The organism is Nitrincola lacisaponensis (assembly GCF_000691225.1).
Classification (GTDB): Bacteria; Pseudomonadota; Gammaproteobacteria; order Pseudomonadales; family Balneatricaceae; genus Nitrincola; species Nitrincola lacisaponensis.
Window position 1 is genome coordinate 19,056 of record NZ_JMSZ01000016.1, and the last position, 19,539, is coordinate 38,594.

The 19,539-nt window shown below is 53.7% G+C and carries 17 protein-coding genes; 7 read left to right on the top strand and 10 right to left on the bottom strand.

Annotation, left to right across the window (positions count from 1 at the left end; all coding sequences use genetic code 11):
• Positions 1-8 precede the first annotated feature (8 nt).
• From ADINL_RS03370 to prmB, 6 genes are all read right to left on the bottom strand, one after another.
• Positions 9-1,769, bottom strand: a complete 1,761-nt coding sequence (locus ADINL_RS03370; RefSeq protein WP_051632526.1) for a GspE/PulE family protein — start codon at positions 1,767-1,769, stop codon at positions 9-11.
• The gene (locus tag ADINL_RS03375; RefSeq protein WP_036544004.1) at positions 1,766-2,131 is read right to left on the bottom strand and encodes a hypothetical protein; all 366 of its coding nucleotides are present in this window, start codon (positions 2,129-2,131) and stop codon (positions 1,766-1,768) included. Before ADINL_RS03375 ends, ADINL_RS03370 begins: the two co-directional genes overlap by 4 nt.
• Positions 2,124-2,813, bottom strand: a complete 690-nt coding sequence (locus ADINL_RS03380; RefSeq protein ID WP_036544006.1) for a type II secretion system protein M — start codon at positions 2,811-2,813, stop codon at positions 2,124-2,126. Before ADINL_RS03380 ends, ADINL_RS03375 begins: the two co-directional genes overlap by 8 nt.
• On the bottom strand, positions 2,810-3,454 hold the full coding sequence (locus ADINL_RS15850; RefSeq protein WP_051632527.1) for a hypothetical protein: 645 nt from the start codon (positions 3,452-3,454) through the stop codon (positions 2,810-2,812). Before ADINL_RS15850 ends, ADINL_RS03380 begins: the two co-directional genes overlap by 4 nt.
• Positions 3,451-4,263, bottom strand: coding sequence for a type IV pilus biogenesis protein PilM (locus ADINL_RS03390; RefSeq protein WP_161667729.1), 813 nt, complete (start codon positions 4,261-4,263; stop codon positions 3,451-3,453). Before ADINL_RS03390 ends, ADINL_RS15850 begins: the two co-directional genes overlap by 4 nt.
• Positions 4,264-4,585: 322 nt before the next feature.
• The gene (prmB, locus tag ADINL_RS03395) at positions 4,586-5,503 is read right to left on the bottom strand and encodes a 50S ribosomal protein L3 N(5)-glutamine methyltransferase (RefSeq protein WP_036544010.1); all 918 of its coding nucleotides are present in this window, start codon (positions 5,501-5,503) and stop codon (positions 4,586-4,588) included.
• 112 nt (positions 5,504-5,615) lie between these two features.
• Here prmB and ADINL_RS03400 point away from each other — a divergent pair, with 112 nt between their 5' ends.
• Together ADINL_RS03400 and ADINL_RS03405 are read left to right on the top strand one after the other, a co-directional pair.
• Positions 5,616-6,881: a mechanosensitive ion channel family protein gene (locus ADINL_RS03400; protein WP_036544012.1), complete on the top strand. Its 1,266-nt coding sequence runs from the start codon at positions 5,616-5,618 to the stop codon at positions 6,879-6,881.
• Positions 6,882-6,969: 88 nt separating this feature from the next.
• Complete coding sequence (locus ADINL_RS03405) at positions 6,970-8,199, top strand: EAL and HDOD domain-containing protein (RefSeq protein ID WP_036544014.1); 1,230 nt, start codon at positions 6,970-6,972, stop codon at positions 8,197-8,199.
• Between the two features lie 60 nt (positions 8,200-8,259).
• Here ADINL_RS03405 and ilvD read toward each other — a convergent pair whose 3' ends face one another.
• Positions 8,260-10,095: a dihydroxy-acid dehydratase gene (gene ilvD, locus ADINL_RS03410; protein ID WP_036544016.1), complete on the bottom strand. Its 1,836-nt coding sequence runs from the start codon at positions 10,093-10,095 to the stop codon at positions 8,260-8,262.
• 151 nt (positions 10,096-10,246) lie between these two features.
• Here ilvD and ADINL_RS03415 point away from each other — a divergent pair, with 151 nt between their 5' ends.
• From ADINL_RS03415 to ADINL_RS03430, 4 genes are all read left to right on the top strand, one after another.
• On the top strand, positions 10,247-10,507 hold the full coding sequence (locus ADINL_RS03415; protein ID WP_036544018.1) for a hypothetical protein: 261 nt from the start codon (positions 10,247-10,249) through the stop codon (positions 10,505-10,507).
• Between the two features lie 163 nt (positions 10,508-10,670).
• Entirely contained in the window at positions 10,671-10,859 is a 189-nt protein-coding gene (locus tag ADINL_RS03420; protein ID WP_161667730.1) for a PepSY domain-containing protein, read from the top strand.
• A gap of 29 nt (positions 10,860-10,888) precedes the next feature.
• Entirely contained in the window at positions 10,889-11,572 is a 684-nt protein-coding gene (locus tag ADINL_RS03425) for a response regulator transcription factor (protein WP_036544022.1), read from the top strand.
• Positions 11,572-12,936, top strand: a complete 1,365-nt coding sequence (locus ADINL_RS03430; protein ID WP_036544023.1) for an ATP-binding protein — start codon at positions 11,572-11,574, stop codon at positions 12,934-12,936. The genes ADINL_RS03425 and ADINL_RS03430 overlap by 1 nt, the downstream gene beginning before the upstream one ends.
• On the opposite strand, the gene argA is transcribed toward ADINL_RS03430, so the two are convergent.
• From argA to ADINL_RS03445, 3 genes are all read right to left on the bottom strand, one after another.
• A complete protein-coding gene (argA, locus tag ADINL_RS03435; RefSeq protein WP_036544026.1) occupies positions 12,929-14,278 on the bottom strand; it encodes an amino-acid N-acetyltransferase in 1,350 nt (449 codons plus the stop codon). The two genes, ADINL_RS03430 and argA, sit on opposite strands and share 8 nt — an antisense overlap.
• A 102-nt stretch (positions 14,279-14,380) precedes the next feature.
• On the bottom strand, positions 14,381-15,646 hold the full coding sequence (locus tag ADINL_RS03440; protein ID WP_036544028.1) for an inorganic phosphate transporter: 1,266 nt from the start codon (positions 15,644-15,646) through the stop codon (positions 14,381-14,383).
• Between the two features lie 21 nt (positions 15,647-15,667).
• Positions 15,668-16,348: a TIGR00153 family protein gene (locus tag ADINL_RS03445; protein WP_036544030.1), complete on the bottom strand. Its 681-nt coding sequence runs from the start codon at positions 16,346-16,348 to the stop codon at positions 15,668-15,670.
• Between the two features lie 237 nt (positions 16,349-16,585).
• Between ADINL_RS03445 and glnE the strand changes: the two genes are divergently transcribed.
• Positions 16,586-19,489, top strand: a complete 2,904-nt coding sequence (gene glnE, locus ADINL_RS03450) for a bifunctional [glutamate--ammonia ligase]-adenylyl-L-tyrosine phosphorylase/[glutamate--ammonia-ligase] adenylyltransferase (protein ID WP_036544032.1) — start codon at positions 16,586-16,588, stop codon at positions 19,487-19,489.
• The last annotated feature ends 50 nt before the right edge of the window (positions 19,490-19,539 follow it).

Here is a 19,539-nt window from a genome sequence, read left to right on the forward strand (position 1 = left end):
CTGCGTCCTTACTCCGTCTGCCGCTGAGGTTCAAGCATGACGGACTCCCCAGCCACCCGGATAACTTCTTCCAGCGTGCTGATGCCGTCTGCAGCCAGATCCAGGGCACTCTGCCCCAGTGTTTTAAAGCCGGGGCGGGTGTTGGCCAGGCGATGAAACTCACTGGTATCACTGCGTCGCAGGGCGTCGGCCAGTTCGGTATCTATCTCCAGAAACTCAAAGATACCCACACGGCCCTTGTAGCCGGTGTTGTTGCATTGCATGCAGCCCTGGCCTTTGACAAAACCCTGTCCCTTGAAGCGCAGCTGTGGATTGCTGCTCAGCCAGGCTTGCTCGTTGGCGTCAGGTGTGTGAGGGTGCGCACAGTTATCGCACACCTTGCGGATCAGCCGCTGTGCCAGCACCGCCTGCAGAGAGGTGGCGACCAGGTACCCGGCTGCGCCCATGTCGATCAGTCGGTTGGCGGTGCTGACCGCATCATTGGTATGCAGGGTCGACAGTACCAGGTGACCGGTCATGGCGGCACGCAGGCCGATTTCAGCTGTTTCCTGATCGCGCATCTCCCCAATCAGGATGACATCCGGGTCCTGACGCAGCGCTGTTCGAAGGACGCCTGCGAAAGTCAGGCCGATCTTGAAGTTGACCTGTACCTGATTGATCCGCGGCATGCGGTATTCAACCGGATCTTCAATGGTGATGATTTTGCGCTCTGCCCGGTTCAGTTCAGTCAGGGCAGCATAGAGTGTGGTGGTTTTGCCGCTGCCGGTGGGGCCCGTGACCAGAACCATACCGTGTGGCTTATGGATCACCCGCTTGAAGCGACTGACCAGCTCAGCAGGCATGCCGGTATGATCCAGACTGACCACACCCTGTGATTGATCCAGCAAACGCATGACGACTGATTCACCATAAATCGTTGGCATGGTCGACAGACGTACATCGATCGCGCGGTCTTTGACGCGGATATTGAAACGACCATCCTGTGGCATGCGTTTTTCAGAGATGTTCAGACCGCCCATCAGCTTGAGACGTGATACCAGCGCGGGGGCGATCCGTTTTTCTTTCATGATCTGTTCTTGCAGCACACCATCGATACGTTGCCGTAACCGCAGCACCTGCTCGTCCGGTTCGATATGGATATCCGAAGCCTTGACCTGAACAGCGTCTTCAAACAGCGATTGCAGCAGACGGACAACCGGCGCATCGGTGACATCGGCGCCACGGGCCAGCTGCGCCAGGTCAAAGTCACTTTCAGCCAGCTCTTCACCCAGCTCTTCAGCAATAGAGCTGATTTCGTCGGTGCGCCGGTAGAGCGTATCGAATGCATTCAGGACATCACTTTCACGCACAATCGCCGGGCTGACCGGGCGTTTCAGCAGTCGGCTGATCTCATCCTGAATGAAGATGTCGGTCGGATCCGCCAGGCCTACCAATAATCCATCGGGACGCTCTTCCAGAACGATGGCACGAAAGCGCCGTGCGAGTGTTTCAGGCAAAAGCTTGACGCTGGCCGGGCGTAACTGGAAATGGCGCAGATCGACATAGGGAATCTTCAGCTGCTCAGCGAGAAAGTCCAGCAGTCCCTGTTCATTGATAAAGCCCAGGGAGATCAGCATGCGTCCCAGGCGTGTGCCGGTTTTTTTCTGCTCAGAGAGCGCCTTGTCGAGCTGTTCGGGGGTGATGACCTGTTTTTCAACCAGCAGATCACCCAGACGAATTTTCTGACGTAGAGGGGCGCTCTGGGGGCTGGCTTGAGGCGTCTGGGTCATGGCTCACTCCGGTTCAGTTCGCTGTCAAAGGTCAGGCTGTGAGGCTGAATGATGACCGGCTGGCCATCAGTGTTGCGGCCCAGTAATACATTGTCGGTATGAATCTGCAGAATACGATAGCCATCAACTTCATCCCCGACACCGACGGGCTGGCTGTTGATAACGGCATAGGCGCCACGGCTGCCTGTCATGACAATGGCCTGTAAATGCAGGCGCTCACGGGCCTCTTCGGCGGGCGTCAGGGGTGACGGTGCGTTAAAGGGCCGTAAGGGGTCAGGGAAGTTGAAGTCCCTGGATTCTTCGGCCAGTAACGGCGTCAGGCAGAACAGACTGAGGCTGAGAAGCAGAGCTTGTCTATACACGTAACCAGCCCTCATCCAGCGTCAGCGTATACAGACGCAAGCGGAAGTGCACCTGCGGGTAGTCTTCGCTGATAACCTGAATCTGATCCCAACTGATCACCCAGGGTAACTCACTGAGCATGTCCAGATAGCGTACCAGCCCATGGTAGTTACCCAGCAGCTCCAGCTCGACACCTCGGCGGTAGATACCTGAACTGGCTTCAGATGCTGTCTGGACGGAATCGCTGTCATCTTCCACTGCGTCAGGTGCCGAGAAAATGATTTCAGTGGGTAAGCTGCGCAGTGAGTGAAGGCTGACCCCTTCGGTGACATTGACCAGCGCACGCAAGGCTGTATTCATCTGCTCGGGAGAGATAAAGCGGGCAAATTCCTGATCCAGTGCCTCGCGGGCCAGAGTGGCTTCCTGTTCCAACCGTTGAACGCGTTCGCGCAGTGCAATGTTGGGGTCGGCAGAGAGGCTTTGCAGCAGTTCCTGCTCCTGATTTTTCAGTGTGTCCAGCTCAAGCTGCTGACGCTCAAGTTGCTGCGTTAATTGCTGGTGCTGACGACGGTCCGGCTCCGTGAGCAGGGTGTCGATCAGCAGCACGACAACCAGTAATGCAATGAACAAAATGATGATCCGCTCGCGTAACGAGCGTTTTTCCAGCTGGGTTTCCAGACGTTGCCAGTAGTGCTTCATCATGGTGTTACCCCGTTCACATCCAGTGTACACCCCTGGGCTTTACAGCCCGCCATCAGGCGAAAAGACAGCACATCAGGCATACCTGTATGGCCAGTATCGGGTGGCAGTATTTCCAGAGTGTGAAAAACACGGCCAATAAACGCAGTTTCCATACCCAGCAGATCGATATAGACCGGCAGCAGTTCCGCTTCGGTGACATAGCCCTGCAGCAAAATATCCTGCCCGAGCCCTGCCAGATGAATACCGGTCAGCCAGAGCCCATCCGGTTTCTGACGGGCAAGTCCACGCAGGAAAAATTCCGGTTCGATGGCATCCAGCGGGATTAATGCTGTTTCACGCAGTGCGCGCAGATGGCGGATTTCGTTCTCCAGTCGGCGTGTCTGCTGAACCAGCACCGGGTCGGCTTCTGGGCGAGTCAGTGCTGCCAATTCGGTTACTGTATGGCGTTGCAGGTTGAGTTGCTGTGCCAGTTGCTGACTGTCGCGTTTCAGGTTGCTCAGACTGTAAGCACTCCAGCCGCTGTAGAGCAGCATTACCAGCGCAGCGATACCCAGCAGTTGTAGCAGTTGTCTGGCGCTCAGCTGTTCACGACGCTCATGCAGTGCAGCCTGATACAGATTGATCTGTTGGCGTTGCATCATGGTGCCAGCCTCCCGATCAACCCACCCCAGGCCAGGGGCGCCAGATCAATCTGAGCAGTTGGTTGGACCTGTGCAGGCATGTCAACCAGCGCTGTCTGGATACCCAGCAGGTTGGTTACTGCGGTTGGTAACCAGTCAATCTGGCCGCTACGATCCAGAAAGTGTAACTGGCGCACCGGTGACTGGCCAAAGTGGCTGTCGTAGTAATCCATAGTGCGCTGTACTTCCAGAGCAAACTGATCAACCAGTTGCAGTTGGGTCATTTCATCCTCTGTATTGAGGCGTTCAAGTCCCAGGTTAATGACACGTGTAATATAGAAGGTATCACCCCGACAGATATACAAACGGCTGTCATGCGCATGGCAGTGCACCAATCCGAGCGTATCGCCGGACTCTATACGTCGTTCAGCCAGGTTGCGCATGGCGAGTTGGGCGATGTCGATCACAGCCGGTTGCAGGCCTGCATCACGCACCAGCTTGGTCAGGGTTAGCAGGCGCTGGCGACGGGCGACTGCTGCAAACAGCTGATTGGAATGGCCATGACGTCCTTGAGGAACTTCAAAAATATCACTGATAGCTTCGGTGACTGGATATTCAAGGTACTCCTGAAGTTTCCAGTGCGTTGCGGCCTGTAGCTCTGTCTCAGGTACATCCGGCTTGTCCATCTGGATGAGTTCAAAATCACCTTGCTCCAGTGTCAGCACGACACGCGCACCTTGAAGCCCCAGCTCGGCCACCCAGCCCTTGAGTAATTCAGTTGCCTGATCCAGTGTTTTAAAATCAGACTGACGTGAATGCTTCAGGCTCAAAGGGTCTGCTTGATCGGTGTTAGCCGCTTGCACCAGACAAATGCTGTTACGGGTAACGCACAGGCCAATAAAGTCTGCTGACTGTTTGCGGGGTATGAGCCTGTGTAGCCTGTTTAACACATTCGACTCCGTCGGAGTATGCTGAGCGGTCCTTTCCTCAGTGCAGATAGGTACAGAGTCCTGTTATACCTGTAAAATTTGCAAGGCATGTTTACATTTGCTGCCAGTAAAACAGCCGAGCGCGCTAGAATAGCCTAGGAATTTCGCTTTAAACATGATCTTTGTCAAGCAGATAGCGCATTAATAAAGCATGATGGATGTTTCAGAAGTGGTTGCGATAGTGTTTTAAATCTTCGGAGGTGAGTAAAAACACACCATTCCCGCCTTTTTCAAATTCGGCCCAGATAAATGGAATATCCGGATAGGCTTCAATCAGGTGTGCTTCACTATTACCCACTTCAACAACGAGGAGCCCATCTTCAGCCAGATAGTCACTGGCTTCACGGAGAATTCGGCGGGTAATATCCAGTCCATCCGGTCCGGAAGTCAGCGCCAGTCTTGGCTCATGTTGATATTCCCTGGGCATGGTATCGAAGTCTGGTGCATCCACATAAGGCGGGTTGCTGACAATCAGATCGTAACGCTGTCCACGCAGGGCATTGAACAGATCGCTGTGCACAGCTGTCACACGATGTTGTAATTCATGGCGTGCAATGTTTTTGCCAGCTACGTCCAGAGCATCGGTGGAAATATCCACCAGGTCCACTTGCGCTTCAGGAAACTGATAGGCACAGGCGATCCCTATGCAGCCACTGCCCGTGCAAAGATCCAGTATTCGTTCTACCGGACCTGGTCTGAGCCAGGGTGAAAACTGATGTTCAGTCAGTTCGGCAATGGGTGAACGCGGGATCAGCACCCGTTCATCAACATGGAAGGGCATGCCCATATACCATGCCTCACCGGTGATATAGGGCAGGGGTATACGCTCTTCAGTACGCCGGCGAATGTAGGTCAGAATCCGCTGCTTTTCCTGGCTGGTCAGACGTGCATCCAGTACTTCCGGACTGGCATCCCAGGGTAGATGGACGGCATTCAGTACCAGTTGGACGGCTTCATCCCAGGGGTTGTCCGTACCGTGTCCATAGAACAGACTGGCTTGCTGAAAGCAGGTCATGGCCCAGCGAATATAGTCGCGCAGGGTGTGAAGTTCGGTGGCAGGATTGTCGGTCTGAAAGGTCATGCGTTGCGCTACTCTGGCTGTTATAGTGGCTGGCAGCAGTTTAACCCAAGAGCTGCTACGAGGGTAGCAGCCGGAATTGGGCAAGATATCTGGCTGGAAACGAGGAAAGGATATGTGGGTAGAGGCGGTCACGCAGTGGCTGGGGAAACTGTCAATTGAGCCAACAGCTCTGACGCAGCTGGTGGTTGCGTTGGGCTTGATTGTACTGATTGCGATTTTGACACACCTGGTTTTACACCGTTTGGTACGCCGGGTTATGGAATGGCTGGCAGGTAGCGGCGGAGCGGAGCAGGTCTGGAAACGCGCGTTGTTTGAGCAGCAGTTGTTCAAGCGTGTGTCATTTATTGTACAGGCACTGATTATCCAGATACAGGCTCAGCATTGGCTGGAGCCAGGCTCGATGACGCTGCTATTGATCAGTAGTCTGACCCAGCTCTGGATTCTGCTGTTCAGTGTGTTGGTGCTGTTCGCTTTGCTGGATGTGCTGCTGGAACTGTCGCAGTACAGTCGGGCTACCCGGGATCTGCCGTTGCGGGGGATTTTTCAGGGAGTGAAGCTGACCTCTGTGGTCTTGGCAGCAGTGATCGCCGTATCGATCCTGATTGGTAAGTCGCCGGTCATTCTGTTCAGCGGTTTAGGTGCCATGACGGCAGTGTTGTTGCTGGTCTTTAAGGATCCGTTGATGGGGCTGGTGGCGGGTATTCAGTTGTCTGCCAACAAAATGCTGTCGGTTGGTGACTGGTTGGAGATGAGTCGTTATGGTGCTGATGGCGCTGTGGTGGATGTCAACCTGACTACGGTCAAGGTGCAGAACTGGGATAATACCATCACCACAATTCCTACCTATGCACTGATTTCCGACTCCTTCAAAAACTGGCGGGGGATGCAGGAATCCGGTGGTCGGCGGATCATGCGCAGTGTTCACATTGATGTCAGCAGTGTTGCCTTTCTGACGGAGGATGACATTGCTCGCTTGCGTAAATCCAGTGTCCTGAGCCCCTATATTGAACAGCGACTCACTGAAGTGGCTCAGTATAATGAGGCGCATGGCATTGACCTCAGTTCGCCGTTAAATGGGCGTCGCTTGACCAATCTGGGCACCTTTCGTGCCTATCTGAACACCTATTTGAAAACACATCCACGTATTCATCCACAAATGATTATGATGGTGCGTCAGTTGGAAGCGACCAGTCAGGGGGTGCCTATCCAGATCTATGCGTTCACCAACACCACTGCCTGGGTGGAGTACGAAAATATTCAGGCGGATATTTTTGATCATGTGTTGGCGGTGATCCCGGTTTTTGGGCTGCGTCTGCATCAGTCCCCAACCGGCTATGATATTCGCCAGCTCAAGTTGCCGGATACGCGTACAGACTGATGCTTTAGTGACACAGGTGGTCTATTTTGTATATGCTACGGTTGTTTGAATTAACTGCCTGGATCACTATGGAGTGAACCCCGTGAGCATGATGCCGTTAATGGATGAGGATCAGGGTCTGCCGGTGCTGATGGCGCGCCAGGCCATCTATACCAAGAGTCAGGATGTTGCTGCCTACGAATTGTTGTTTCGCGATGAGCAGGGTAACTTTGTCATGGGCCTCAAGGATGATGATGCGACCCTGGCTGTATTGGTCAATTCGTATGCATCGTTTAGTAAAGCGACCAAAGCACAGGTGCCTTTTTTTCTGAAAGTGACTGACAAAGTCCTGCTCAATGATGAGTTACCGGATTTTCCTCGTCACCTGTTTGTACTTGAACTCCTGCCTCATACGCAGGTGACTTCACGCTTGATTGCGCGTCTTGAAACGCTGGCCAGTCAAGGCTACCGTTTGGCGCTGTCTGGTTTTGACCCTTCCGATACCAAGCTTCATCCATTATTGAAGGTCGTGCATGTTCTCAAACTGGATATTCAGCTGATCGGGCTGAGCCGGATTCCGTCGTTGGTGCAGAAACTGAAGCCTTTCAATCTGGAGTTGCTGGCTGACAAGGTCGAGACCCAGGAGGAGTTCAGGCAGTGTCTGGAAATGGGCTTTGCGCTCTATATGGGGTACTTTCTGAGTAAACCGGATCTGGTGCGCGGAAAAAAGCTGTCAGGCAGTAAAGTGTTGCTGATGCAGATCTTGCAGGAATTGCAGAACAAGCATGCCACCGCTCAGTCGGTTGAAGAGATTGCCCTGAAAGATCCTGAACTGACCTATAAAATACTCCGTGTGGTGAACTCGGCGGCAGTCAATCTGCGTCGCGAGGTCACCTCTTTATCGCATGCCATTGCGCTACTGGGCATGGATCAGGTGCGCCGCTGGGTAATGCTGTTCCTGGCCAAAAGTGACAATGGTAAACCAACGGAGTTAACACGGACCATGTTGGTGCGTGGACGAATGTGTGAGCTGTTGGCTGAAATGCTTGAATACCAGGACCCCATGGAGTGTTTTATTGTCGGGTTATTGTCGCAGCTGGATGTCATGATGGACATGGAAATGGAGGTGCTGCTCAATGAGGTGCCTTTGCAGCAGTCGGTCAGAGATGCGCTGTTGAATCGAGAAGGGCAATCTGGTGCTTTGCTGAGCGAAGTCGAGGTCTACGAGCGTGGTGAGTTTGAACGCCTGAAAAAACTCCTGCCTTCTCAGTTCTATGAGGTAGCCTATCGTCATAGCCTGAAATGGTCTGAACAGGTGCTGGAGGCTATGCAGGGATAACGCATCGGACCGGGATAAACTTCAGGTGGCGTGAAGCCACCTGAAACTTGATCCCAGATCTTAGTCCAGCAGTGTCAGATCGCGTACTGCGCCTTTATCCGCAGAAGTGACCAGTTTGGCATAGGCTTTCAGTGCAGCCGTCACTTTTCTGGGCCTTTCCATCGCCGGTTTCCATCCCAGAGCATCCTGTTCAGCTCGACGCTTGGCCAGTTCTTCATCAGACAAAAGGACATTAATGCTGCGGTTGGGAATGTCGATGCAGATTGGGTCGCCGTTGCGTACCAGTCCTATCGCACCACCGGAAGCAGCTTCCGGAGAAACATGGCCAATCGACAGTCCGGAGGTGCCGCCTGAAAAACGGCCATCTGTTAACAATGCACAGTCTTTTCCCAGTCCTTTAGACTTGAGGTAAGAAGTCGGATAGAGCATCTCCTGCATACCGGGCCCGCCTTTGGGACCCTCATAGCGGACGATCACGACATCACCCGCTTTAACCTGGTCCTTCAGAATGTGCTCGACAGCCTGATCCTGTGACTCGGTAATATGCGCGGGGCCTTCAAAGCGCAGAATAGAATCATCCACACCGGCTGTTTTGACGACACAGCCATCTTCGGCGATATTGCCGAACAGCACCGCCAGACCCCCTTCTTTGGAGAACGCATGTTCCAGGTTGCGGATGCAGCCATTTTCACGATCACCATCCAGTGTCGGCCAGCGAGTGGACTGGCTGAAAGCCGTTTGTGTCGGAATGCCAGCCGGACCCGCTTTATAAAACTCCAGTACCTCAGACGTCGGGTTGCGCATGATGTCCCAGTGTTCCAGAGCCTCTGCCAGTGTGTTGCTGTGAACCGTAGGAATGTCGGTGTGCAGTTTCCCGGCACGATCCAACTCGCCTAAAATGGCAAAAATCCCTCCGGCACGATGGACATCCTCAATATGGTATTTCGGCGTATTCGGAGCGACTTTGCACAGCTGCGGTACTGTTCGCGACAGGCGATCAATATCACGCAGGGTGAAGTCCAGTTCACCTTCCAGCGCGATGGCCAGCAAATGCAGGATGGTATTGGTCGAGCCACCCATCGCGATATCCAGTGACATGGCATTTTCGAACGCTTTGAAATTGGCAATATTGCGCGGTAATACCGAGACATCGTCTTGCTCATAATAGCGCTTGGCCAGGGTAACGATGCGGTGTCCGGCTTCTTCAAACAGGCGGCGACGATCACTGTGCGTTGCCAAGGTGGTGCCATTCCCTGGCAGTGACAGACCCAGAGCTTCAGTGAGACAGTTCATTGAGTTGGCGGTGAACATGCCGGAGCAGGAACCACAGGTTGGGCAGGCTGAGCGCTCATACTCGGCTACCATCTCGTCAGATGCATTACTGTCTGCAGCGATTACCATGGCATCGACCAGATCCAGCTTGTGTTCGGAAAGCTTGGTTTTACCTGCCTCCATTGGGCCACCGGAGACAAAAATAACCGGAATATTCAGGCGCATGGCTGCCATCAACATTCCCGGTGTAATTTTGTCGCAGTTGGAAATACAGATCAGGGCATCGGCACAGTGTGCATTGACCATGTATTCAACCGAGTCCGCAATAATATCTCGGGAGGGTAGTGAATAGAGCATGCCATCGTGACCCATGGCGATGCCATCATCCACGGCGATGGTGTTGAACTCTTTGGCAACGCCGCCAGCCTTCTCCACTTCCCGGGCTACCAGTTGGCCCATGTCTTTCAGATGGACATGTCCCGGCACAAACTGGGTGAAGGAGTTGGCAATCGCAACGATAGGTTTGTGGAAGTCGTCATCTTTCATGCCGGTGGCACGCCACAGGGCGCGGGCACCCGCCATATTACGACCGGCGGTCGACGTTCTGGAACGATACTCAGGCATCGGTTAGTCCTTGGGTAACAGGTGTGTTGTCGGTTTATCCCGAGTATATCAGATTCTGTCTGGCTGTCAGGCGTACAGTAAGGGTGCTTGAACAAAAGTCAGGTGCGTTCTATGCTCCCCGGTCATGAAAAGACAGCAGGGCAGATAAACGATGACCATCAAGATTGATAAAAAAGCGATTCGCCAGGACCGGATACTGCGTATCTGTATGAAGACCGGTATCCCTCTGAGTGTGTTGGCATTGATCAGCCTTTGGGTGGGCCAGTACGCCGGTTCGCCGGCACTGGGCAAAGTCTTTGTGGTCTCTGTGTTTTTTGCTATCCCTATCGGGCTGTTGTACAACGTCCGTTTCATGATGCTGTCGATTCGAGAGGTCAGACGTCAGCAGGCTGAACAGCGGCAATCAGACTGATTCGTTAATCAGGAGTTCATTTGAGACCAGATAGACTCGCTGTATTGAATAACCTGCCGGAGGAACCCTAATGTTCAGGGGGCGAAAAACTAACCTAAGCCGGATGCGGCGTACCCTCGTATCGGGTTTGATACTGAGCGCTTTGGGTGTATCCGGATGGCTGATGGCTGAACCTGTGACCAGCCTGAAGCGTGCTTCCGAGATTGCTCAGCAGGCGTTTGGCGGGCAAGTCGTAAAGGCTGAAGAGGTTGAGGTTGATCAGAAAAAGGTCTTTGTGATCCGTATCGTCAATGACGGACGCGTACGGGATGTGATGATTGACCCAGCCAATGGTGCGATACTCAATCCCTGATAGGCAGATATAACCGGAAGGAAAACGGCATGAAAGCATTGATCGTTGAAGATGACCTGGATTTGCGCCGACAGCTCAGCCTGCAATTGACGGATAAGGGTTACACCGTCGAGGAGTGCGAAACAGGCAAGGATGCGCTGTTTATGGGGCGGGAATATGAGTTTGATGTTGCCATTGTTGACCTGGGTTTGCCGGGATTGTCAGGTCTGGAGGTGATTCGTGGCTGGCGCGAAGCGCAGCGTGATTTTCCGGTATTGATCTTGACTGCACGTGGACACTGGCAGGACAAGGTCGAAGGGCTGGAGTCGGGTGCGGATGACTATCTGGTAAAACCCTTTCAGCCGGAGGAGCTTACAGCCCGACTGAATGCGCTGGTTCGTCGCGCAGCCGGACATGCCAAGCCCAAGCTGACCTTTGGCCCCTTGACATTGGATACTGTCAGTCGAGTGGTGCGACTCCAGGACGAAGAGGTCCGGTTGACCAGCTACGAGTACCGTACGGTTGAATATCTGATGCTCAATGCGGGTAAAACCATCTCCAAGGCAGAGCTGACAGAGCATCTGTATCATCAGGATTTTGATCGTGACAGTAATGTACTGGAAGTCTTTATCCGCCGCTTGCGCCAGAAGCTTGATCCGGATCAGACATTGCAGCCGATTCTTACCGTCAGAGGGTTGGGCTACCGCTTTAATCCAGAGCTTAAGCCGCATTGATGCGTCGGCTACTGCCCCGTTCACTCAAGTCTCGCCTGTTTCTGGCATCCTTGATTGTCTTGCCACTGATTATGGTGGTAGCCGTCGTGATTTTGCAAAGAGCCCACTATGACAGTCTGGTGGCATCCGAGCGTTCCCAGGCACAGTTACAGGTCTATCTGTTGCTGGGATTGGCAGAGTTTGATGGTCATGGACTGAATTTGCCGGACATGTTGCCTGAGCCGGGGCTTTCCCAGCCGGGTTCAGGTGTGTATGCGTTTATCAGTAATGATCGCCGAGAGCTGCTGTGGCAATCGGATTCTGCTGCACTGCTTCCGGCTGAACTGATTACCTCGACACTGCAAAGCTTCCCTCAGCCGGGCCAGGTCATTTTTCGCTATCTTGAAACAGAACCTTTCTATTTGCTGCAATATCCGGTGATCTGGGTGGGTAGCAATGAAGAACGGCTGTTCAAAATATCGGTGTTGCGCAGTGATGAGCGTCTGCGTGAGCAGATGCGGGCGTTCAGTACTCGTTTGTGGGGCTCCTTGCTTGGTGTGCTAGTGCTGGCGCTGAGTATGCAGTATCTGATTTTGCGATGGGGGTTACGACCGCTAGGGCGCCTGGCTGCCGATTTGCGCCGGATTGAAAAAGGGGAAGCTGACAGCCTGTCGGGTCATTACCCGCGTGAAGTTCAGCCGGTCACCGACAACCTCAACCAGTTGCTGTTGACTGAACGCCAGCAACGTGAGCGGTACCGCAATACTCTGGCAGATCTGGCACATAGTCTGAAAACGCCCTTGGCGGTCATTCATGGTGCCAGTGGTGAGAAGCTCTCTGCCGAAGCCTACCGTAGCCTGGTAGAAGAGCAGAGTCAGCGTATGAACCAGATCGTTCAGTATCAGCTGTCACGTGCGGTGAAAACTCGTGGTGGTCTGGCAGCCCGGCCTGTTGATGTGCGTCCCTTGGTACAGCGTATCGCGGATGTGCTGACCAAGGTCTATGCTGAAAAAGGGCTGCGTATCGATAATGATGTTGCACAGGATGCCCAGTTTCAGGGGGATGAGCGAGACCTGATGGAGTTGATGGGTAATCTGATGGAGAATGCCTGTAAATATGGTCATCAGTGGGTGCGCATCAGCTCCTGTCCGGCCCGTAATGGGCTGTTACTGTTTGTTGAGGATGATGGCCCCGGTGTGTTACCAACACAGGCCAAGGTGATTCTGGAAAGAGGGCAGCGTATCGATACCTCTACCTCTGGGCAGGGGATTGGGTTGGCTGTCGTGGTTGATATTCTCAGCAGCTATGGCGGGGCCCTGGAAGTCGACAGCTCTCCAGAACTTCAGGGTGCCCGCTTTCGTATGATGCTGCCTACGCTTACCTGATTGGCAGAGGTTTGAAAAAAACCTTGGAGTTGCGCTGAAAGTTATACAGTGCTTTCTTTTCACCCGGCAGCTCATCCAGCGATGCGGCCTGAAATCCCCGTTCAATAAACCAGTGCGCTGTGCGTGTGGTCAGCACAAACAGCTGCGTCAGGCCCAGCGTCCGGGCACGTGCTTCCAGTGCCTGCAATAAACGGTCACCTCGTTCACCACCGCGATAGTGATGATCAATGGCAACACAGGCCAGCTCACCAACCTGTTCTTCCTGGAAAGGATAGAGCGCGGCACAGCCGATGATGGCGCCATCACGCTCGATGACGGTAAAGCGGTCTATTTCCATTTCCAGACGTTCACGTGAGCGGCGGACCAGAATGCCTTTGGCTTCCAGCGGTGCTATCAGCTCAAGGATACCGCCCACATCGTCGATCACGGCGGTTCGGATCTGTTCATAAGACTCCCGCACCACCATGGTACCAGAGCCATCCCGTGTCAGCAGTTCGGAAATCAGTGCGCCATCACGCTGAAAACTGATCAGATGGCAGCGAGGGACACCCTCGTCACAGGCATCGGCAGCCGCCTGTAACAGTCGGGCTGTTTCGCTGTGAGCTTGAGTCGCATCTTCGATTCCGGCCAGATACTGGTTGACCCAGCGCCGGGCCGTTGCTGCCAGTAACTCGCTGCGCAGATCACCATGGCTGTCGGTGATACCGGCTTCACTGCCAAACAGGATCAGCTTGTCCGCATTCAACGCGATGGCCGTGCGTGTAGCAACCTCTTCCACGGACAGGTTGAATACTTCGCCAGTCGGTGAAAAGCCCAGGTTGGAAATCAGCAGTATATTGCCCAGATCCAGCTGGCGGCGTATGGCCTGGTGATCGACACGGCGCAGTTCGCCGGTATGGCCCAGATCAACGCCATCGACGACGCCAGCAGGGCGGGCGGTGACAAAATTGCCACTGCACACCCGGATTCTGGCACCATGCATCGGCGTATTGGACAGTCCCATAGAGAACTGCGATTCCAGCAGTGTTCTCAAGACGCCCGCCGCTTCAATAGCACATTCCAGTGTGGCAGCATCGGTAATGCGCTGGTGGTGATGCAGGCGGGTTGGAATGCCGCGGACTTGTAAACGTTCTTCTATTTGAGGGCGAGAACCAAACACCAGTACCAGACGAACCCCCAGACTGTTGAGCAGGGCAACATCATGCACAATATGCGTCAGATTGGGGTCAGCCAGTGCCTCGCCACCCAGCATCAGTACAAAGGTTTTGCCACGGTGTGCATTGATGTAGGGGGAGGAGTGTCTGAACCAGTCAATATAGGGGTCGTTGTCTTGCTTGCTCACGGTAGGAACCTGATCCTTTATTCAGTCGTACGTCACGGAAACCTGCACTCATAATGCAGGCTTCCGTGTCTCAGGTCCATTACTCTGAATGAAATTCCTGTATTACAGGAAGATGGCGCTGAGGGTAAAGAAGATGGCAATGGACAGTAAGGCACCAGCAGGTAGTGTTACAATCCAGGAAATAAAAATGGTACCGATAATGCGCAGGTTCAAGGCTGCCATTCCGCGTGCCAGTCCTACCCCCAGAACTGCACCGACCAGCGTATGTGTCGTGGAGATGGGCAGGCCGGTACCTGACGCGACAACGACGGTTGCCGCTGCCGCCAGTGTGGCAGCAAAGCCCCTGCTGGGTGTTAGTTCGGTGATGTTTTGGCCCACGGTGGCAATCACCTTGTGACCATACATGACCAGACCCGCCACTATGCCGATACCGCCCAGCAACAGAATCCAGGCGGGCATGACCGAGCGTGCTGCGACTTCACCGCCAGACTGTACAACGCTGACTACCGCGGCCAGAGGGCCAACTGCATTGGCAACATCATTGGAGCCGTGAGCAAACGCCATGGCACAGGCCGTAAACAACATCAGGATGCCAAAAATTTTCTCCACATTGGTAAAGTGAAAATCCTTGTCGTCTGCCGCGGAGTATTTGATTTTGCGAATCATTGAAATGCCGACTAGCATTGCAATAATGCCGACGCCAACGGATGCGGCACTGCTTTGTGCAAATGTCATATTCAGGCCGACATGCGTCAGTCCCTTGGTGAAAGTCACCATGGCGATAATAAAACCGACCAGGAAAATGTAGAAAGGTACTACCCGTTTGGCATTGGCAAACGGATCATCGGTACTCAGAATCAGGTGCTGTACGCTGCGGAACAGCCAAAAGGAGATAAAGCCTGCGGTAACGGGTGAAATCACCCAACTGGCAACAATGGTCCAGATTTTTCCCCACTGTACTGCGTCTACTGAGATGCCGACAGCGGCAAAGCCGACGATTGCACCAATGATGGAGTGGGTGGTAGAGACTGGCCAGCCAAAGTGCGTGGCGATCAACAGCCATAGCCCGGCAGCCAGTAGTGCTGACATCATGCCGAATACCAGCAAGTCAGGCGAATCTGCCAGCAGTTCGGCATCAGTAATACCGCTACGGATCGTCGAGGTGACGGCTCCGCCAGCCAGGTAGGCGCCGGCAAATTCAAAGATGATGGCAATAATGATGGCCTGTTTCAGGGTGATAGCCTTGGAACCGACAGAGGTTCCCATGGCATTGGCGACGTCGTTGGCACCAACCCCCCAGGCCATGAAGAAGGCAAACAGACAGGCCAGCAGAATCAGGATAGTGCCGTGTTGAGCTAATACGTCCATAACTTCTCGCGTACTTGTGGATTAACGGGCCAGTAGCAGCTGTAAACGGCTGCCGACATGCTGGGCGTAATTGGCCAGATCACCGATATCATCGATAATGCGGTACAGGAAAATGACATCTACTGCATAGACATCCCGTTCAATGTTGAACAGTGAGTTACGCAGCTTGCGCTCTTGCTCGTCATTTTCATGCTCCAGACGGTCCAGCTCATCAATCAGCTTTTCTACAACCTTGACTTCGTGTCCACGAAAACCTGCAGCCAGTAATTCATCCAGTTCGTTCAGTGCAATTACGGCCTGCTCAGTGGTCTGGATAGCCGTTTCCAGGAAACGACCCAGTTCATCCTGGATCTGTTCAGGAATCTGCATCTTGCGACCCAACATCATTCCGGCAATATCCTTGGCACGATTGGCAACCTTGTCCTGCATGCGCAGCAGATCCAGCAGGTCACTGCGTGGCACCGGCAGAAACAGGTTGCCGGGCAGGTTTTGGCGGATGGCACGTTTCATGTCATCGGCTTCACCTTCGATGACTGCGATACGATGCTGTATCTGCTGGGCTGTTTCCCAGTCATTGTTCAATACAGCCTGTAGAAAAGGTTTCAGTTCAGCGGCGGCTTCCTGCGCCTTGGCGATATGTTCCTGCATCGGTTTGAAGGGTGATCGGGCAAACATTTGCAGGATCGGGTTATTAGTCACCATGGGAGACAAACCTGTATTGGTAGAAAGACAGGCGAATTATAAGGGTCATAGTCACAATAATGTAGTTAAACCGTCATAAAAATGACAACAAACCGTCATTATTGTGTTGTAGAGATCAATCAGATGGCTTTAAAAAGCTTGGCGCAAACCCGGGATATCTTCACAAACCTGGCTGCTGAACCACAATCAGGTCTGCTATGCTAGTCGCTGCCCCGCCTGAATTGTGAGAGAGGAAACATGTCCGAATTACGCCCACTGGATCAGCTGCCATCTCTGTTACAGCCTGTTGTGGAAAAGTCCTGGCAAAGTCTGCAACCTGCCTGTGCTCAGGTACGGCCGCTGTATGCCGCACTGGAAACCGAACTCTGTCAGGTCCTGGCGATCAGTGATTTTGTCGCCGACCAACTGACGCGTCGTCCAGAGTGGTTGGTACAGCTACTGGAGCGGGGGGATCTGCTGCAGAGCTATACCCTGACAACCTATGCTGACCGTTTAACGGCATTGCTGGCGAACATTGATGATGAGCTGCAGATGCAGCAGCAGCTCAGGCGTTTTCGTCAGTATGAAATGGTGCGGTTGATCTGGCGTGATTTGATGCGTCATGCGGATATGCGTGAAACCACCCGTGATCTGTCGCGTCTGGCAGATGCCTGTATTGATCGTGCACTGGACTGGTTATATCAGCGTGCCTGCAAGCGTTGGGGCGTCCCTATGTCACCGGAAGATGCTCAGGGGCAGCGTCACCCGGTACACCTGGTCGTTCTGGGAATGGGCAAGCTCGGAGCGGATGAGCTGAATCTTTCTTCAGATATTGATCTGATGTTTTGTTTTTCGGCAAAGGGTGAAACCGATCACCCCAATAATCCACTGGAAAATCAGGATTTTTTTATCCGTCTGGGGCAGAAGCTGATTCAGGCGCTGGATAACCAGACTGTTGAAGGTTTTGTGTTTCGTGTCGATATGCGGCTGCGCCCTTTCGGTTCTGCCGGACCGCTGGCTATCAGTTTTAGTGCCATGGAACATTATTATCAGGAACAGGGGCGTGACTGGGAACGTTATGCCATGATCAAGGCGCGTCCAGTCGCCGGTGATCTGCAGGCAGGAGAGCAGTTGCTGCAACAGCTGCGCCCGTTCGTATATCGCAAATATATCGATTTCAGTGCGTTTGAGTCCTTGCGTGAAATGAAGCGCATGATCAATCACGAGGTGCGTCGCAAGGGGTTGGAGCAGAATGTCAAACTGGGCTCAGGTGGTATTCGTGAAGTCGAGTTTATTGCCCAGGCGTTTCAGTTGATCCGTGGTGGTCGTGACCGGGTGCTGCAGCAGCGCGAACTGCTCAATATTCTGCCGCTGTTACCAGAGCATGTCGGTATGCCCGATACCGCCGTAGCCGAACTGACTGATGCCTATGTCTTTCTGCGCAATACCGAACATGCGATCCAGGCGATTGCCGATGAGCAGACGCAAGAGTTGCCTTCAGATCCTGTAGGTCAGGCCCGAATCGCTCTGGCGATGGGCTATGCTGACTGGTCGACTTTCCAGCAGCAGCTGACAGAGCACCGTCAGGCTGTATCGCGTCATTTTGCGGATGTGATTGCTCCGGCTGATGCCGATGCGGATACCGTGGAAGTCACCGATGAGGCAGAGTGGCACAGTTTGTTGACACAGGAGCTGGATGACGATCAGGCGTTGACCCTGTTGCGTCGTAAAGGCTTCAGTCAGGCGGAATATGCATTAAAACTGTTGCAGGATTTGCAGCAGTCACGTGCGATGCAGATGCTGCAACAGGTCGCCAAAACCCGTTTGCTGCAGGTATTGCCCGCTCTGCTGGAAACGGTTGCTGGCTGTGACAATCCTGAAGTGACGCTGGAACGTGTGCTGCAATTGATACAGGCAGTGTTGCGTCGTTCCGCTTATCTGGTATTGCTGGCTGAAAATCCGGCAGCGTTGCGACAGTTGGTTCAGCTGTGTTCAGCCAGCGCCTGGTTCGCCACTTTGTTAGCCAAACAGCCGGTGCTGCTGGATGAGCTGATTGACCCGCGTACCCTGTTCACACCGCCGGATAAATCGCGGTTGCAGGCTGAACTACAGCAGCAGTTGCTCAGAGTGCCGGAAGAGGATGTCGAGCAGTTGATGGAAACACTACGTTATTTCCGACATGCCCATGTCCTGCGAGTGGCGGCATCCGATATCACGGGCGCCTTGCCATTGATGAAAGTCAGTGATTACCTGACCTGGCTGGCTGAAACGCTGCTGGAAGCCGTGTTGCAAAGTGCCTGGAAAACCCTGACAGCCAGGCATGGCGTGCCAATGCGAGCCCCTGGAGAGCCCTGTGATCCTGACTTTATTGTAGTGGGGTATGGCAAGCTCGGCGGGATTGAGCTCTCGTATGGCTCTGATCTGGATCTGGTGTTTATCCATGATGCTGATCCGGACCTGAATACGGATGGTGAGAAATCAGTACCCAATCCGGTGTTTTTCAACCGTTTGGGGCAAAAGATGATTCACTTGCTGAATACCTTTACCCCATCGGGTCAGTTGTATGAAATCGATATGCGGCTGCGCCCTTCCGGTAACTCCGGTCTGCTGGTCTCCAGTCTGTCTGCTTTTGAAAAGTATCAGCAACAGGAAGCCTGGACCTGGGAACACCAGGCATTGGTCCGTGCCCGCGTCGTGGCAGGCAGTCCGGCGTTGACCCGGCGCTTTGAGGAGGCACGTGCCAAGGTGTTGATGCGCCAGCGTGACAGCACAGCACTGCTCGAAGAGGTGCGCAGTATGCGTGAGAAAATGCGGACACACCTGGCAAGCCCTGCTTCAGCAGAAGATCAGTTTGACCTGAAGCAGGATCGTGGCGGTATCGTGGATATCGAGTTTATGGTGCAGTACTGGGTCTTGAACCATGCCTGGGAATATCCGGACCTGGTGACCTATACTGACAATATTCGCATTCTGGATGTGATTGAAGCACGGCAGTTGCTCAGTGCTGAGGATGCAGAAACCCTGCGTGAAGCCTATCGTGTGCTGCGTTCGGTGGGACATCGTCAGGCGTTACAGGAGCAATCCAACAGTGTGGTTGCTGATGCACAACTGAATGCCTACCGACAGCGGGTGATGGCGATCTGGCAGCAGGTGATGGAGTAAGAGAGATGGCCGCACCAGCGTCTTGTGCGGCCACCTGAAACGGGCTGGTT

Bases quoted from the DNA above. Each gene is read 5' to 3' on its own strand.
- ADINL_RS03380 (WP_036544006.1), bottom strand. From the start codon at position 2,813: ATGATGAAGCACTACTGGCAACGTCTGGAAACCCAGCTGGAAAAACGC.
- ADINL_RS03405 (WP_036544014.1), top strand. From the start codon at position 6,970: ATGATGCCGTTAATGGATGAGGATCAGGGTCTGCCGGTGCTGATGGCG.
- ilvD (WP_036544016.1), bottom strand. From the start codon at position 10,095: ATGCCTGAGTATCGTTCCAGAACGTCGACCGCCGGTCGTAATATGGCG.
- ADINL_RS03415 (WP_036544018.1), top strand. From the start codon at position 10,247: ATGACCATCAAGATTGATAAAAAAGCGATTCGCCAGGACCGGATACTG.
- ADINL_RS03430 (WP_036544023.1), top strand. From the start codon at position 11,572: ATGCGTCGGCTACTGCCCCGTTCACTCAAGTCTCGCCTGTTTCTGGCA.
- ADINL_RS03445 (WP_036544030.1), bottom strand. From the start codon at position 16,348: ATGGTGACTAATAACCCGATCCTGCAAATGTTTGCCCGATCACCCTTC.
- ADINL_RS15850 (WP_051632527.1), bottom strand. From the start codon at position 3,454: ATGATGCAACGCCAACAGATCAATCTGTATCAGGCTGCACTGCATGAG.
- ADINL_RS03440 (WP_036544028.1), bottom strand. From the start codon at position 15,646: ATGGACGTATTAGCTCAACACGGCACTATCCTGATTCTGCTGGCCTGT.
- ADINL_RS03400 (WP_036544012.1), top strand. From the start codon at position 5,616: ATGTGGGTAGAGGCGGTCACGCAGTGGCTGGGGAAACTGTCAATTGAG.
- prmB (WP_036544010.1), bottom strand. From the start codon at position 5,503: ATGACCTTTCAGACCGACAATCCTGCCACCGAACTTCACACCCTGCGC.
- ADINL_RS03425 (WP_036544022.1), top strand. From the start codon at position 10,889: ATGAAAGCATTGATCGTTGAAGATGACCTGGATTTGCGCCGACAGCTC.
- ADINL_RS03420 (WP_161667730.1), top strand. From the start codon at position 10,671: ATGGCTGAACCTGTGACCAGCCTGAAGCGTGCTTCCGAGATTGCTCAG.
- glnE (WP_036544032.1), top strand. From the start codon at position 16,586: ATGTCCGAATTACGCCCACTGGATCAGCTGCCATCTCTGTTACAGCCT.
- ADINL_RS03370 (WP_051632526.1), bottom strand. From the start codon at position 1,769: ATGACCCAGACGCCTCAAGCCAGCCCCCAGAGCGCCCCTCTACGTCAG.